Consider the following 13374-nt stretch of genomic DNA (forward strand, 5'->3'; position numbering starts at 1 on the left):
AGACACCGGGGATTTCGAATGACTGCGCGAACCAGCCTGACAGTGGTGCTTGCGGCCGGCGAGGGCACGCGGATGCGCTCGTCGCTGCCGAAGGTGCTGCATCCCGTGGCTGGACAGCCGCTGCTGTCGCATGTGCTCAACGCCGCCGCCTCCGGTGCGGGATCGCAGCTTGCGGTCGTGATCGGCCCGGACCATGAGGCGGTCGCCGCCGAGGCACGCCGAGTGCGGCCCGATGCGCAGACCTTCGTGCAGCGCGAGCGGCTCGGCACGGCGCATGCGGTGCTGGCCGCGCGCGAGGCGATCGCCCGCGGCGCCGACGACCTGCTGATCGCGTTCGGCGACACGCCGCTGATCTCGGCGGAGACCTTTGCCCGCATGCGGGCACCGCTGCGCGACGGCGCCGCGCTTGCGGTGCTCGGCTTCCACGCCGCCGACCCGACCGGCTACGGCCGGCTGGTGGTCGAGAACGGCAAGCTGGTCGCGATCCGCGAGCAGGCCGACGCCAGTGCGGAGGAGCGCAAGATCACGCTGTGCAATGCCGGGGTGATGGCGTTCGACGGCAGCAAGGCGCTCGCGATCATCGAGAAGATCGGCAACGCCAACGCCAAGGGCGAATATTATCTGACCGATGCCGTGGGCATCGTCAGGGAACTCGGACTGGAGGCCGTCGTGATCGAAACCAGCGAAGACGAAGTGCGCGGCATCAACACCAAGGCGCAGCTCGCCGAGGCGGAGGCCGTGATGCAGGCGCGGCTGCGCAAGGCTGCGCTCGAGGCCGGCGTGACCCTGATCGCACCGGAGACGGTCTATCTCGCCGCCGACACCACATTCGGCAAGGACGTCACGATCGAGCCGTTCGTGGTGATCGGTCCGGGCGTTTCGATCGACGACGGCGCCGTGATCCATTCCTTCTCGCACATCGTCGAGGCCAGCATCGGCAAGAAGGTGTCGGTCGGTCCCTATGCGCGGCTGCGGCCCGGCACCTCGCTCGGCGACGGCGCGCGGATCGGCAATTTCGTCGAGACCAAGGCCGCCGTGCTCGAGGCCGGCGTCAAGGTCAACCATCTGTCCTATGTCGGCGACGCCCATGTCGGCGCCAATTCCAACCTCGGCGCCGGCACCATCACCTGCAACTATGACGGCTTCCTCAAGCACAAGACGCTGATCGGCGAGGGCGCCTTCGTCGGCACCAATTCGTCGTTGGTAGCGCCGGTGACGATCGGCAAGGGCGCCTATATCGGCTCGGGCTCCGTCATCACCAGGAACGTCCCCGACGACGCGATGGCCATTGAGCGTAGTGAACAATCGATCCGTGAGGGCGGCGCCGCGCGCTATCGCGCGGCGAAGACGAAAGAGAAGGCGGCGAAGGGGAAGTAGCGCGGGAGCGAGCCGGCCAACCTGTGCTCGGAGACGACCGCTTCGTGGTCTCATCAACATGACGGCAATCGGTGCGAGCCCGCGATCTCTCCAATCGTCGTCCTGGCGCCAGGACGACACTGAGTGGGTGGCGCGGCTCGTGAGTCACACGCCCGCTTTCTCGCGGCACATTTTCCGAGGCTTGCGTTAGGGCAGCCGTCCTGCACGACGCGGTTCAGGCCGCACTCCTTGCCCGGCCGGGCTCGTTGCTGCTCGGCTGGACCGGTCCGAGCAGGATGCGCCGCTGCATCTCGTCAAAGGCGAGATTTGCGTTCTTCTCCCGCGTGACCAGCGAGACCAGGATCGCGACCGCAAAGGATAGCGGCATGCTGATGATCGCAGGATTGCGCAGCGACACGAACCACCATTGGTGCTCGATCGCGGAGAGCTGCTTGCCGAGAATGTCGACCTGGATGGTCGGCGACAGATAGATCAGCACCAGCGAGCTCAGCGTGCCGACGAGGATGCTCGCTACGGCCGCGGGCGTCGTGAAGTGGCGCCAGGTGATGGCGAGCACGAGCGAGGGAAAATTCGCGGCGCAGGCGATCGAGAACGCAAGTCCCGCCATGAAGGCGACGTTCTGGCCTTCGAACGCGATGCCAAGAATGATGGCGAAGATGGAGATCATGACGGTCGCGACCCGCGCGACCTTGAGCTGCTCGGCCTCCGAAGCGGTGCCGTTCCGGATCACGTTGGTCCAGACGTCATGACAGAGCGTGGCGACGCCTGACAGCGTCAGCCCGGCGACGACGGCGAGCATGGTCGCGAACGCGACCGCGCAGATGAAGCCGAAGAAGGCGTTGCCGCCGACGGCGAGCGCGAGCAGGGGCGCGGCCATGTTGCCGCCGCCTCCGGCCTTGGCCACCGCGTCGGCGCCGACCAGCACCATGGCGCCGAAGCCGATGATGAAGACCATGAGATGGAAGACGCCGATCAGGCCGGTGGCATAGAGGATCGACAGCCGGGCGGCCTTGGCATCCTTCACCGTATAGGCGCGCATCAGCACATGCGGCATCGCGGCGGTCCCGAACATCAGGCCGAGCCCGAGCGAGATGGCGTCCCATTGGCCCGAGACCACCTTCGATCCCGGCTGCAGCACCTTGGTGCCGTATTTCTCGGACGCCGCGGCGAACAGCTTCAGCGGGTTCATGTCGAAATGGGTCAACACCAGGAAGGCGAGCAGGATGCCGCCGCCCATCAGCAGCGCAGCCTTCACCACCTGCACCCAGGTCGTCGCCAGCATGCCGCCGAACAGGACGTAGACCAGCATCACGCTGCCGACCACGACGACCGACCAGGTATAGGGCAGGCCGAACAGCAGCTTGATCAGCGATCCCGTCGCGACCATCTGGGCGATCAGGTAGAACAGGATGACGGCAAGCGTTCCGACGGCGCCGGCAAGGCGCACCGGGCGCTGGCGCAGGCGATAGGCCACGACGTCGGCGAAGGTGAAGCGGCCGACGTTACGCAACGGCTCGACGATCAGGAACAGGATGATCGGCCAGCCGACCAGCCACCCGATCGAATAGATCATGCCGTCGAAACCGTTCGAGGTGACGATGCCGGCAATGCCGAGCAGGGCAGCGGCGCTCAGGAAGTCTCCCGCCAGCGCCCAACCGTTCTGCCACGCCGTGACCTGCCCGCCGGCAGCAAAGAAGTGCTCGGTGGTGCGCGTGCGCCGCGCGGCCCAATAGGTGATCGCCAGCGTCAACGCCATGAAGGCAAAGAAGAACCCGATCGAAAGCGCGCTGCTGCCCATTTTTGCCCTGTCCCTTCAGCGAAGCTTGCGAACGCCGGCATCGAACACCCGGTTTGCCCACAGCACGTAGACCAGGCAGAGCACGAAGGAGGAGATGATGACGAGCGGGCCGAGCACGATGCAAAGCGACAGGCCCGGCATCAGCATGGTTCCGAGCAGCGGCTTGTCGAACGCGAAAAGCCCCATGAAACCGAAATAGATCACGATCATCGCAGCGCTGAGAATGAGCGCGACTGTCAGCCGCTCCTTGGCCAGTTTTTCGGCCAATGCGACGCCGCTCGGCGCCGGATCGGCATTGCCGCGAATAACCACGTTCATATCGGCCCCCTCAAAGTTTCAGCGCGCTCTGCCTTGCGCCAATCGGACGAGCTTCAGCCGGGCTCGGCCGGAAGGGAATTATGGATTTTTGCAATCTGCCGTGCGCGGCTGCGGCAGGGCATCGGCCAGCGTGACCCGCATGTCGGGGTCCTGCTTCAGGGTATTTTTCAGAAAGGCGCGGACGGCGCGGATGCGTGGGGCAAATTGCAGGTCGCTGTGGACGTTGAGCCAGACCTCGCGAACGGTGCCGGCGAGGGCGGGCAGCACGGGGATCAGGTCGGGGCGGTCCCTGGTGGCAAAGCTCGGCAGCATCACGATGCCGAGGCCGCCTGCCGCGGCATTCATCTGTGCGATCATGCTGTTGGAGTGGAAGGCGATCTTCGGTTCCTCGATGACGTCGGCGAGCCAGCGCACCGAATCGACCTGCACCAGGTCCTCGATATAGGAGACGAACCAATGATCGCCGAGGTCGCGCAGGGTTTTGGGCATGCCGTGATTGTCGAGATAGTCCTGGCTCGCGAATAGCCCCAGCCGAAACTTGCCGATGCGCTCCGAGATCAGGCCCGGCCCGGGTGGCCGGAAGAACGACACGAACAGATCGGCCTCGCGCTTATGGACGTAGACCGTCTGGGCGGACGTGACGAGCTCGACGGAGAGTTGCGGCGCGGTGCGCCGCAGATTGGCAAAGCGTTGCGCCAGATAGAGCGAGGCGATCCCCTCCATGGTGGCGAGCCGCACGGTCCCGACCAGCTCCTGGGTGTCGCTGGCGCTGGCCTCCTCGCGAATGGCGATCACCGCGCTCTCGACCCGCTCGGCATGACGCAGCAACCGTTCGCCGACTTCATTGAGCTTGAGCCCGGTGCGGTGGCGCTCGAACACCGCGATCCCGAGCGACGCCTCCATCTGGGCGATACGCCGGCTGACGGTGGAATGGTCGAGCCGCAGCCGCTTCGCCGTCTGGCTGAGATTCCCGGCGCGAGCGGCGCAGAGGAATACCCGAAGATCGTCCCAGTTGATGGTATCGAACATGACCTGCCTCCGGATTGCTGCCCTTGTCAGCAAAGCAATTCCCATTCCAACACGCGGTGGCTCCGATCCCTCGCAACCGGCCTTGCGACAATTCCCATGCATGCCGCGAAGGCAGGGATGATACCGCTTCGCTCCCCCAGTCCTAGCCGGGATTTTCGACATGCTCCCTCGTTTCAAGGCCGCTGCCGTCCACGCCGCGCCCGTCTTCCTCGACAGCCGGGCCACCACCGAGAAGGCGATCGCCATCATCCGCGAGGCGGCCAGGGCCGGCGCCGAGCTGATCGCGTTTCCGGAGACCTATATTCCTGCGTTTCCGGTCTGGGCCGCACTGTGGCCGCCGATCGACAATCACGACCTGTTCGTGCGCATGGCCGAGCAATCCGTGCTGGTGGACGGACCGGAAGTGGCGCGGCTTTGCGCCGAGGCGCGCGCCCTCGGCGTCACCGTTTCGATCGGGATCAGCGAGCGCTCGGCCGTCAGCGTCGGAGGGCTCTGGAACTCGAACCTGTTGATCGGCGAGACCGGCGAAATCCTGGTCCATCACCGCAAGCTGGTTCCGACCTTCTATGAGAAGCTGGTGTGGTCGTCGGGGGATGGTGCGGGCCTCGTCGTCGCGGAGACGCGGCAGGGCCGCATCGGCGGGTTGATTTGCGGCGAGAACACCAACCCGTTGGCCCGCTTCGCGCTGATGGCGCAGGGCGAACAGGTGCACATCTCGAGCTGGCCGCCGATGTGGCCGACAAGGCGCCCGGCCGGCGGCGGCAATTTCGACAACGTCGCCGCCAATCGCATCCGGGCCAGCGCCCACTGCTTCGAAGCCAAGGTATTCGGGATCGTCACCGCCGGCTACATGGACGAGCCGATGCGTGCCTTCCTCATTGAGCGCGATCGAACGATCGCCGACGTGATCGACCGGACGCCGCGTGCGGCAAGCTTCTTCGTCGATCCGACCGGGGTCGTCTTCGGTGATGAATTGCAGGACCGGGAGGGGATCGCCTACGCGGAGATCGATCTCAATCGATGCGTCGAGCCGAAGCAATTTCACGACGTGGTCGGCTACTACAACCGCTTCGACATCTTTGGCCTGACGGTCGATCGCAGCCGGCTGACCCCTGCGCGATTTCACGATGAGCGACAGCCGATAGCGGAAGCGCAGGCGATCCTGGCCGTCGATAGCGACGCTGGATCGAACGGGCAGGCGATCGGTTAGCCCGCAAAGGCGTCCTGTTGCCAACGCGCGAATGTCTGACTACGCTTCACCGGAGCTAGGACCCCAAGCGCTCTCGGCCGGACGCTCATGCCCAAATTCCTTCGCATCGGAGTCCATCAGTCGAACGTCTCCGGATACACGTCCAAGGCATGGTGCATACGACGGACTGGCTCGACGGTCTTCCTGAAATGGGGCGCCGTGGAGGTTCAGGGCGCTGGAGCGGGGCGAAAAGTCTACTGGACGTTCCCGCCGCAGGAAAAAACCGTCCGCTGCCGCACGGTGCAGCGCGCCCAGGTCTATACCAAGGCCGCCATCGCGCGGCGACGCAGCCATCGCTATGAGCCGCTGGTTGGAAATATCGCGAACCGGCGTCGAACCGCCGCTCGGGGCTCGGAGCTCAAGCAGGCGCTCGCCACCATCCTCTATGTCGACATCGTCCGATCCACCGAAAAGGCCGCGCGGCTCGGCGACTCGCGCTGGGCGACAGTGATGAATCACTATTACGCAGCCGTCCGCCGCGAGCTGAAGGCGTTGCGCGGAAAGGAAGTCGTGACGACGGGGGACGGCGTGCTGGCGACGTTCGGCAAACCGGTGGCCGGGGTCCGTTGCGCGACCGCGATCGTCAAGGCCGTGCGCACGCTCGGGCTGGAGATCAGGGTGGGGCTGCATGCTGGCGAGTACAAGGTGAGCGGGGCCGAGGTCATCGGTCTTGCGTTTCACATCGGCGCCCGCGTCGCCGCGAAAGCGCGTGCCGGGGAAGTCCTGGTCTCGAGTGCGGTCAAGGATCTGATGTCGGAGACCGAAATCCGCTTCAGCGATCGCGGCGCGCATCAGCTCAGAGGCGTGCCGGAGCGATGGCGGCTCTACCGGGTCGAGAATTAGGGCGCTGGTGCGACGCGAGCTGTCCTCTCGCCATTCCGGCGCGCGCCTCTTGGCGCGAGCTCCGGAATGGCGATCGGAGATTACGCTCAGGTGAAGGCGACCTCGATCCGGTTGTCGGCCTTCGCGGTGATCCGGCACACCCGAGATAGCGCGTCCGCTGCGATGGCAAGCTTGAAGTGGTCCGGAATGCCCGAGGTCGAAATCACCTCGATCGTCGCGGTGTCGCGCGACTGGCCGCGCACCGTGCAGTCGATGGTGGAATGGCCGGTGTTGAAGCGCTGCGCTGCCGGAGGCCAATGGCGTCGGTCGGGGTGACGTACTCGTGCCAAATTGGTTAGCCCCGATTAACCAGCCGTCCGATCCGGCCCAGGTGCCGATAATGCTCGCGCGCGCCTCAGCAATCCGGCTGCAAGTTGGCTGGAACTAGCCGGCGCGATACGCCGGGTTGTCCAATGCTTCCGGGCACTGGTGCTCGTCGGACGTCGAAGCTTTTCGGGCCGAATGAATTTTGAATCGCATGGCCGGCCGCTCGATGACGCGCCACGTCGCAAACGCCGCGATGGTCGTTGTCACGATCAGGAGGGCCGCGGCCGGGAAGCCCTGCCATCCGTAGGCGTGCAGGACAATCACGACCGGCACGTGATGCAGATAGATGCCGTACGACAGGTCGTTGCCCGCGAGGAGCTTCGACAGACTGGTCCAGGTGAAGGCTGCGGAAATGACGCAGCAGGCAAGGAGGATCGTGAGTGCGGTCGATTGCACTGTCGGATGATCGTAGACGATGCCGCGCTGGTCGCCGACGAGGGCAATCATCTCGGCATAGAGCAGGGCCCACAGGATGAACTTGCCGCGGAACAGCCGATCAATTCGCGGCCACAGCAGCGACAAGATCGAGCCGATGCCGAAGAACCAGAAATAGAACAGAGGGTTTGTAACTGCTGTGGCCTCGTCCGTCGTGACATTGGCCAAATGGTGCGAATAGACGGTCACGGCGAGCACCACGGCGAGCGAGGCCCAGCGGCGGCGCCTGATTGGGGGCAGGAAGATCAGGGGCACGATCAGGTAGAACCCCAACTCGAGCACGATGGTCCACAGCGCGGCGGTGGGCAGGAACGGCAGCGCGGCGTTCCAGGCGAAGGGGTACGGCGCCAGCAGCCGGTTGGCGAAGGAGTCGGAGCCGGTTGCGAGGATGACCGTCCAGTACTGCAGAAACTCCCGGCTCAGGATCGACCCGATCGGCAATGCGCCGAACGCCACCAGCATCGCGAGGACGATTGCGAGCGTGAACCACAGCGCCGGGTAGATCCGCAGGCCGCGATTACGAAGGTATGCGAGGACGTCGCCATCGTGGCGAAAGAAGGTGGCCGTGATCAGGAAGCCGCTGATGATGAAGAAGACCGGCACGCCGGACGTGTAAACGACCAGCAGGGGCAGCGGCCTGGGCCATGGAACTTGCAGATAGGCCGCATGCTGCAGCAAGACGTTGCAGGCCGCAAACAGCCTGAGAACGTCGAAATTGTTCCTGTGGTTCACTTGGCCTCCGACCGGAAGGCACTCTTGGCGTGCAACGCGAAGTGTGATTGATCGTGGCTTGTTGTTTCGCGCTGTGGCTACGGTTGCCGTGGAGGGCTTATCACATCCTTAACGTGTACCTCGATAGTCGAGGCACGGGCCCTCGCGATGCGACTTTGTGCCGGCATGGTTAGCCCCGATTAACCAGCCTTTCGCGTCCACCTGCCGTTTAAGACTGTCGCAATCGGCAATAATTATTGAGTATCTTGCGACCGGCGATTCCCGTTAAGGGACCGTGTCGCCGCTTTGGCAAATTTTCGGCGATTTTTGGGGACATTGAACCGCATGTGCGGCATCGTCGGCATTCTTGGACGCGCTCCGGTCGCGGAGCAATTGGTGGATTCGCTCAAGCGGCTCGAATATCGCGGGTATGATTCCGCAGGTGTCGCCACGCTCGAGAACGGCTCGCTGGCGCGGCGCCGCGCCGAGGGCAAGCTGAAGAATCTTGAGACCCGGCTGGAGGCCAAGCCGCTCGGCGGCCACACCGGCATTGGCCACACCCGCTGGGCCACCCACGGGAGGCCGACCGAGAACAACGCGCATCCGCACGCCACCGAACGCGTCGCCGTGGTGCATAACGGGATCATCGAGAATTTCCGCGAGCTGCGCGAGGAACTCGAGGCCAAGGGCGCGGTGTTCGCGACCGAGACCGACACCGAGGTCGTGGTGCATCTGGTCGACAACCTGCTCAAGGGCGGCGTCGCGCCGGTCGAGGCGGTGCGGGCGGTGCTGTCACAATTGCGCGGCGCGTTTGCGCTCGGCTTCATCTTCGCCGGCAATGACGACCTGATGATCGGCGCCCGCAACGGCCCGCCGCTTGCGATCGGCCACGGCGAGGGCGAGATGTATCTCGGCTCGGATGCGATCGCGCTCGGGCCGTTCACCGACACGATCAGCTATCTCGAGGACGGCGACTGGGTGGTGCTGAACCGCAGGGGCGCCACGATCTTCGACAAGGACAACGCCATCGTCCATCGCGAGGCGATCAAGCATACGACGGCGACCGCGCTGGTCGACAAGGCCAACTATCGCCACTTCATGGCGAAGGAGATCCACGAGCAGCCGGAAGTGGTCGGCCACACGCTCGCCCGTTACGTCGATATGGCGACCGAGCGCGTCATCATGCCGGTCAAGCTGCCGTTCGACTTCAAGGATATCCAGCGCATCTCGATCACCGCCTGCGGCACCGCGAGCTATGCCGGCTTCGTCGCGAAATACTGGCTGGAGCGGCTGGCGCGGCTGCCGGTCGAGCTCGATGTCGCCTCCGAATTCCGCTACCGCGAGGCGCCGTTGCGCAAGGGCGACCTTGCGATCTTCATCTCGCAGTCGGGCGAGACCGCCGACACGCTCGCGGCGCTGCGCTACGCCAAGGCGCAGGGCGCGCACACGCTCTCGGTCGTCAACGTGCCGACCTCGACGATCGCGCGCGAGAGCGAGACCGTGCTGCAAACGCTGGCCGGTCCCGAGATCGGCGTCGCCTCGACCAAGGCGTTCACCTGCCAGCTGATGGTGCTGGCCTCGCTCGCGGTCGCCGCCGGCAAGGCCCGCGGCGAGCTGTCCGATGCCGATGAAGCCAAGCTGGTGCACGGGCTGGTCGAAATTCCGCGCCTGATGTCGGAAGCGCTGACCACCGAAGTGCAGATCGAGAAGCTGGCGCGCGAGATCTCGAAGTCGCGCGACGTGCTCTATCTCGGCCGCGGCACCAGCTATCCGCTGGCGCTGGAAGGCGCGCTGAAGCTGAAGGAAATCTCCTACATCCATGCCGAGGGCTATGCCGCCGGCGAGCTCAAGCACGGGCCGATCGCGCTGATCGACGAGCACATGCCGGTCGTGGTGATCGCGCCCTACGACAAGGTGTTCGAGAAGACCGTATCCAACATGCAGGAGGTCGCCGCCCGCGGCGGCAAGATCATCCTGATGACCGACGCCAAGGGGGCATCGGAGGCGACCATCCAGTCGCTCGTGACGATCGTGATGCCGGACATGGGAGCGACCTTCGCGCCGATGGTCTACGCCGTTCCGGTGCAGCTGCTCGCCTATCATACCGCCGTTGTGATGGGCACCGACGTCGACCAGCCCCGGAATCTGGCCAAATCGGTCACGGTCGAATAGTCGCAAGCAGGGCGGTCACGCGGCCCCTTCAAAAATGCGTCAGAATGGCTTAGCTGGATGGTGGACAACGGCCGTTTCGACGCCGCTTCGACGACCTTGGAACCGCAATGACTTCCAACCAAGTACCTCCCGTCACGGGTGATTTGCCCCCGGATGCCCCGCGCGGGCTGATGGCGCGTTTTCGCAATTATTTCCTGACCGGCCTCGTGGTGGCCGGGCCGGTTGCGATCACGCTCTATCTGACCTGGTGGTTCGTGAACTGGGTCGACAATCTGGTCCGTCCGTTCGTGCCCACGGCGTACCGGCCGGAAACCTATCTGCCGTTCGGGCTGCCCGGTTCCGGCCTGATCGTCGCGGTCATCGCGCTGACGCTGCTCGGCTTCCTCACCGCCAACCTGATCGGGCGAACCCTGGTCGATCTCGGCGAGCGGTTGCTCGGGCGAATTCCTGCGGTGCGTGCGATCTATCGCGGCCTGAAGCAGGTGTTCGAGACGCTGTTTTCCGGCAACGGCTCGAGCTTCCGCCGCGTCGGCCTCGTCGAGTTTCCGTCGCCCGGCATGTGGTCGATCGTGCTGATCTCGCAGGCGCCGAGCGCCGAGCTCGCGGCCAGCTTCCCCGGAGGGGAGGAGCATATCTCGGTGTTCCTGCCGTGCGCGCCGAACCCGACCACCGGCTTCTTCTTCTACGTGCCGAAGAGCAAGATCATCGAGATCGAGATGAGCACCGAGGATGCCGCGACACTGATCATGTCGGCCGGCGTGGTGCAGCCCGGCTCCACCGATCAGAAGCGCGCTGCGGCGCTCGCCGGCATGGCCAATGCCGCGCGGATCGCCAACCAGGCCTCGCTGCAGCCGGCCACACAGCCCGCGCCGGCGAAGGTCGAGGGCTGATCCTTCACCCCGCGCCGATCAGCGGCACGGCTTCGTCGCGTTCGTAGAGATAGAGCAGGACGCGCAGCGCTTCGCCGCGTTCGCCCTTCAGCTTCGGATTGTCCTTCATGATCCGCAACGCCTCGTCGCGGGCCTGGGTGATGAGCTGGCCGTGCACTTCGGAGCGCGCGATGCGGTAGCCGGGCAGGCCGCTCTGGCGGATGCCGAGCACGTCGCCCTCGCCGCGCAGCTTCAGATCCTCCTCGGCAATTCTGAAGCCATCGGTGGTCTCGCGGATCACCTTGAGCCGCGCCTTCGACATCTCGCCAAGCGGCTCCTTGTAGAGCAGGAGGCAGGTCGAGGCCTCCGAGCCGCGTCCGATGCGGCCGCGCAATTGATGCAGCTGCGCGAGACCAAAGCGCTCGGCGTTCTCGATCACCATGATGGTCGCCGCCGGCACGTCGACGCCGACCTCGACCACGGTCGTTGCGACCAGCAGGCCGATCTCGTGCGCGGCGAATTGCGCCATCACGCGGTCCTTCTCGGTACCCTTCATCTGGCCGTGCACGAGGCCGACACGATCGCCGAACCGCTTCTGCAAGCTGTCGAAGCGCTCGGTGGCGTTGGTGAGGTGCTCGGTGCCCTCGGCCTCCGACTCATCGACCAGCGGGCAGATCCAGTAGACCAGCTTGCCGGCGCCAAGCGCGCGGCCGACGCCGTCCATGACGTTCTCGATCCGGCTCATCGGCACCGCGCGGGTGTCGATCGGCTGGCGGCCGGCGGGCTTTTCGCGCAGCTCCGAAACGTCCATGTCGCCAAAGTAAGTCAGCACCAGCGTGCGCGGAATTGGCGTGGCGCTCAGCACCAGCACGTCGACGGCTTCGCCCTTCGAGGTCAGCGCGAGGCGCTCGCGGACGCCGAAGCGATGCTGCTCGTCGACCACGGCGAGCGCCAGCGCCTTGTAGATCACGTCGTCCTGGATCAGCGCATGGGTGCCGACTAGAAGATCGATCTCGCCGGCCTCGAGCTGCGCCAGGAGCTCGCGGCGCTCCTTGCCTTTCTCGCGGCCGGTGAGGATCGCAACCCGCATGCCGGCGCTCTCGGCGAGCGGCGCGATGGTCTTGATGTGCTGCCGCGCCAGGATCTCGGTCGGCGCCATCAGCGCGGCCTGCTTGCCGGCTTCCGCAACGGCTGCGGCCGCGAGCAGCGCCACCACGGTCTTGCCGGAGCCGACATCACCCTGCACGAGGCGCAGCATCCGCACCGGCTGCTGCAGGTCCGCGATGATCGCTGCGACCGCGTCCTGCTGCGATTTGGTCAACGCATAGGGCAGGGCGTCGATGATCTTGTTGCGCAGATGGCCGTCGCCGGCGTTGCGCACGCCGGCGGGGCGGCGCAACGTGGCGCGGATCAGCGCCAGCGCGAGCTGGCCGGCGAGCAGTTCGTCGAATGCAAGGCGCGACCAGAACGGGCCATCGGGCAGGATGTCGGTCAGCTCGACCGGAACGTGGACGCGGGTCAGCGCCTCCCTGATCGGCGGGAAGTTGCAGCGGCGCAGCACCCCGGGACTGATCCACTCCGGCAGGTCCGGCAGCTTGGTCAGCGCCTGCGCGATGGCGCGGCGGAGCGAGCCGATCGCGAGCCCTTCGGTCAGCGGATACACCGGGTCGATTCCGGAGAGTTTGGCGAAGCCGGCCTCGTCGACGACGCGATCGGGATGCACGATCTGCGGGATGCCGTCATACATCGCCAGCGTGCCGGAGACGTAGCGCTTCTCGCCGACAGGCAGCAGCTTCTCGACATAGCCGGGCTGGGCGCGAAAGAAGGTCAGCACCACATCGCCGGTGTCGTCGCTGGCATAGACCAGGTAGGGCGCGCGCGAGTTGCGCGGCGGCGGCGGGCGATGGCGGTCGACGGTGACCTCCAGCGTCACCATGGTTCCGACCGCGGCGTCGCGGATCTTCGGCCGGGCGCGGCGGTCGATCACACTCGCCGGCAGATGCAGCAGCAGATCGACCAGCCGCGGCGTCTCGCTGCGGTCGAGCAAATAGCGCAGCAGCTTGTCCTGCTTCGGGCCGACACCCGAAAGCGTCGTGACCTGGGCAAACAGCGGATTGAGCAGGGCTGGGCGCATCGGTGTCCTCTAACACACGACTCGCGTCATGCGCGCCAGGAAACCCCAAAAGGCGGCGGATAAGGGCTGACAT

General features: G+C 65.6%; 11 protein-coding genes. 5 read left to right on the forward strand and 6 right to left on the reverse strand.

Going from position 1 to position 13374, the window contains the following annotated elements; all coding sequences use genetic code 11:
- Window positions 1-18: 18 nt before the first annotated feature.
- On the forward strand, window positions 19-1377 hold the full coding sequence (gene glmU / locus ACVILL_RS32450) for a bifunctional UDP-N-acetylglucosamine diphosphorylase/glucosamine-1-phosphate N-acetyltransferase GlmU (RefSeq protein WP_456732772.1): 1359 nt from the start codon (window positions 19-21) through the stop codon (window positions 1375-1377).
- A 214-nt stretch (window positions 1378-1591) separates the two neighbouring features.
- Here the strand turns inward: glmU and ACVILL_RS32455 are convergent, their stop codons facing one another.
- The 3 genes from ACVILL_RS32455 to ACVILL_RS32465 all read right to left on the reverse strand — a co-directional run bounded on the left by ACVILL_RS32455 (window position 1592) and on the right by ACVILL_RS32465 (window position 4522).
- Window positions 1592-3175, reverse strand: coding sequence for a solute symporter family protein (locus ACVILL_RS32455; protein WP_456732773.1), 1584 nt, complete (start codon window positions 3173-3175; stop codon window positions 1592-1594).
- A 15-nt stretch (window positions 3176-3190) separates the two neighbouring features.
- Window positions 3191-3493 (reverse strand): DUF485 domain-containing protein, encoded by a 303-nt coding sequence (locus ACVILL_RS32460; protein ID WP_456732774.1) that lies wholly within the window; start codon window positions 3491-3493, stop codon window positions 3191-3193.
- Between the two features lie 78 nt (window positions 3494-3571).
- Window positions 3572-4522 (reverse strand): LysR family transcriptional regulator, encoded by a 951-nt coding sequence (locus ACVILL_RS32465; RefSeq protein WP_456732775.1) that lies wholly within the window; start codon window positions 4520-4522, stop codon window positions 3572-3574.
- A 160-nt stretch (window positions 4523-4682) separates the two neighbouring features.
- On the opposite strand from ACVILL_RS32465, the gene ACVILL_RS32470 reads away from it, so the two are divergent.
- Both ACVILL_RS32470 and ACVILL_RS32475 read left to right on the forward strand, forming a co-directional pair.
- Window positions 4683-5732: a carbon-nitrogen hydrolase family protein gene (locus ACVILL_RS32470; protein ID WP_456732776.1), complete on the forward strand. Its 1050-nt coding sequence runs from the start codon at window positions 4683-4685 to the stop codon at window positions 5730-5732.
- Between the two features lie 87 nt (window positions 5733-5819).
- The gene (locus ACVILL_RS32475) at window positions 5820-6614 is read left to right on the forward strand and encodes an adenylate/guanylate cyclase domain-containing protein (RefSeq protein ID WP_456732777.1); all 795 of its coding nucleotides are present in this window, start codon (window positions 5820-5822) and stop codon (window positions 6612-6614) included.
- 86 nt (window positions 6615-6700) lie between these two features.
- Here the strand turns inward: ACVILL_RS32475 and ACVILL_RS32480 are convergent, their stop codons facing one another.
- Both ACVILL_RS32480 and ACVILL_RS32485 read right to left on the reverse strand, forming a co-directional pair.
- Window positions 6701-6943 (reverse strand): PilZ domain-containing protein, encoded by a 243-nt coding sequence (locus ACVILL_RS32480; RefSeq protein WP_456732778.1) that lies wholly within the window; start codon window positions 6941-6943, stop codon window positions 6701-6703.
- Window positions 6944-7037: 94 nt separating this feature from the next.
- A complete protein-coding gene (locus tag ACVILL_RS32485; RefSeq protein WP_456732779.1) occupies window positions 7038-8147 on the reverse strand; it encodes an acyltransferase family protein in 1110 nt (369 codons plus the stop codon).
- Between the two features lie 324 nt (window positions 8148-8471).
- Here ACVILL_RS32485 and glmS point away from each other — a divergent pair, with 324 nt between their 5' ends.
- Both glmS and ACVILL_RS32495 read left to right on the forward strand, forming a co-directional pair.
- The gene (glmS, locus tag ACVILL_RS32490; RefSeq protein ID WP_456732780.1) at window positions 8472-10298 is read left to right on the forward strand and encodes a glutamine--fructose-6-phosphate transaminase (isomerizing); all 1827 of its coding nucleotides are present in this window, start codon (window positions 8472-8474) and stop codon (window positions 10296-10298) included.
- A gap of 170 nt (window positions 10299-10468) precedes the next feature.
- The gene (locus ACVILL_RS32495; RefSeq protein ID WP_456732781.1) at window positions 10469-11188 is read left to right on the forward strand and encodes a DUF502 domain-containing protein; all 720 of its coding nucleotides are present in this window, start codon (window positions 10469-10471) and stop codon (window positions 11186-11188) included.
- Window positions 11189-11192: 4 nt separating this feature from the next.
- Here the strand turns inward: ACVILL_RS32495 and recG are convergent, their stop codons facing one another.
- A complete protein-coding gene (gene recG / locus ACVILL_RS32500) occupies window positions 11193-13301 on the reverse strand; it encodes an ATP-dependent DNA helicase RecG (RefSeq protein ID WP_456732782.1) in 2109 nt (702 codons plus the stop codon).
- Between the last annotated feature and the right edge of the window lie 73 nt (window positions 13302-13374).

The organism is Bradyrhizobium sp. USDA 3364, assembly GCF_054056355.1.

Excerpts from the sequence above, each read along its gene's own strand:
- ACVILL_RS32455 (WP_456732773.1), bottom strand. The coding sequence starts at position 3,175 with ATGGGCAGCAGCGCGCTTTCGATCGGGTTCTTCTTTGCCTTCATGGCG.
- ACVILL_RS32460 (WP_456732774.1), bottom strand. The coding sequence starts at position 3,493 with ATGAACGTGGTTATTCGCGGCAATGCCGATCCGGCGCCGAGCGGCGTC.
- ACVILL_RS32465 (WP_456732775.1), bottom strand. The coding sequence starts at position 4,522 with ATGTTCGATACCATCAACTGGGACGATCTTCGGGTATTCCTCTGCGCC.
- glmS (WP_456732780.1), top strand. The coding sequence starts at position 8,472 with ATGTGCGGCATCGTCGGCATTCTTGGACGCGCTCCGGTCGCGGAGCAA.
- ACVILL_RS32470 (WP_456732776.1), top strand. The coding sequence starts at position 4,683 with ATGCTCCCTCGTTTCAAGGCCGCTGCCGTCCACGCCGCGCCCGTCTTC.
- recG (WP_456732782.1), bottom strand. The coding sequence starts at position 13,301 with ATGCGCCCAGCCCTGCTCAATCCGCTGTTTGCCCAGGTCACGACGCTT.
- ACVILL_RS32495 (WP_456732781.1), top strand. The coding sequence starts at position 10,469 with ATGGCGCGTTTTCGCAATTATTTCCTGACCGGCCTCGTGGTGGCCGGG.
- glmU (WP_456732772.1), top strand. The coding sequence starts at position 19 with ATGACTGCGCGAACCAGCCTGACAGTGGTGCTTGCGGCCGGCGAGGGC.
- ACVILL_RS32475 (WP_456732777.1), top strand. The coding sequence starts at position 5,820 with ATGCCCAAATTCCTTCGCATCGGAGTCCATCAGTCGAACGTCTCCGGA.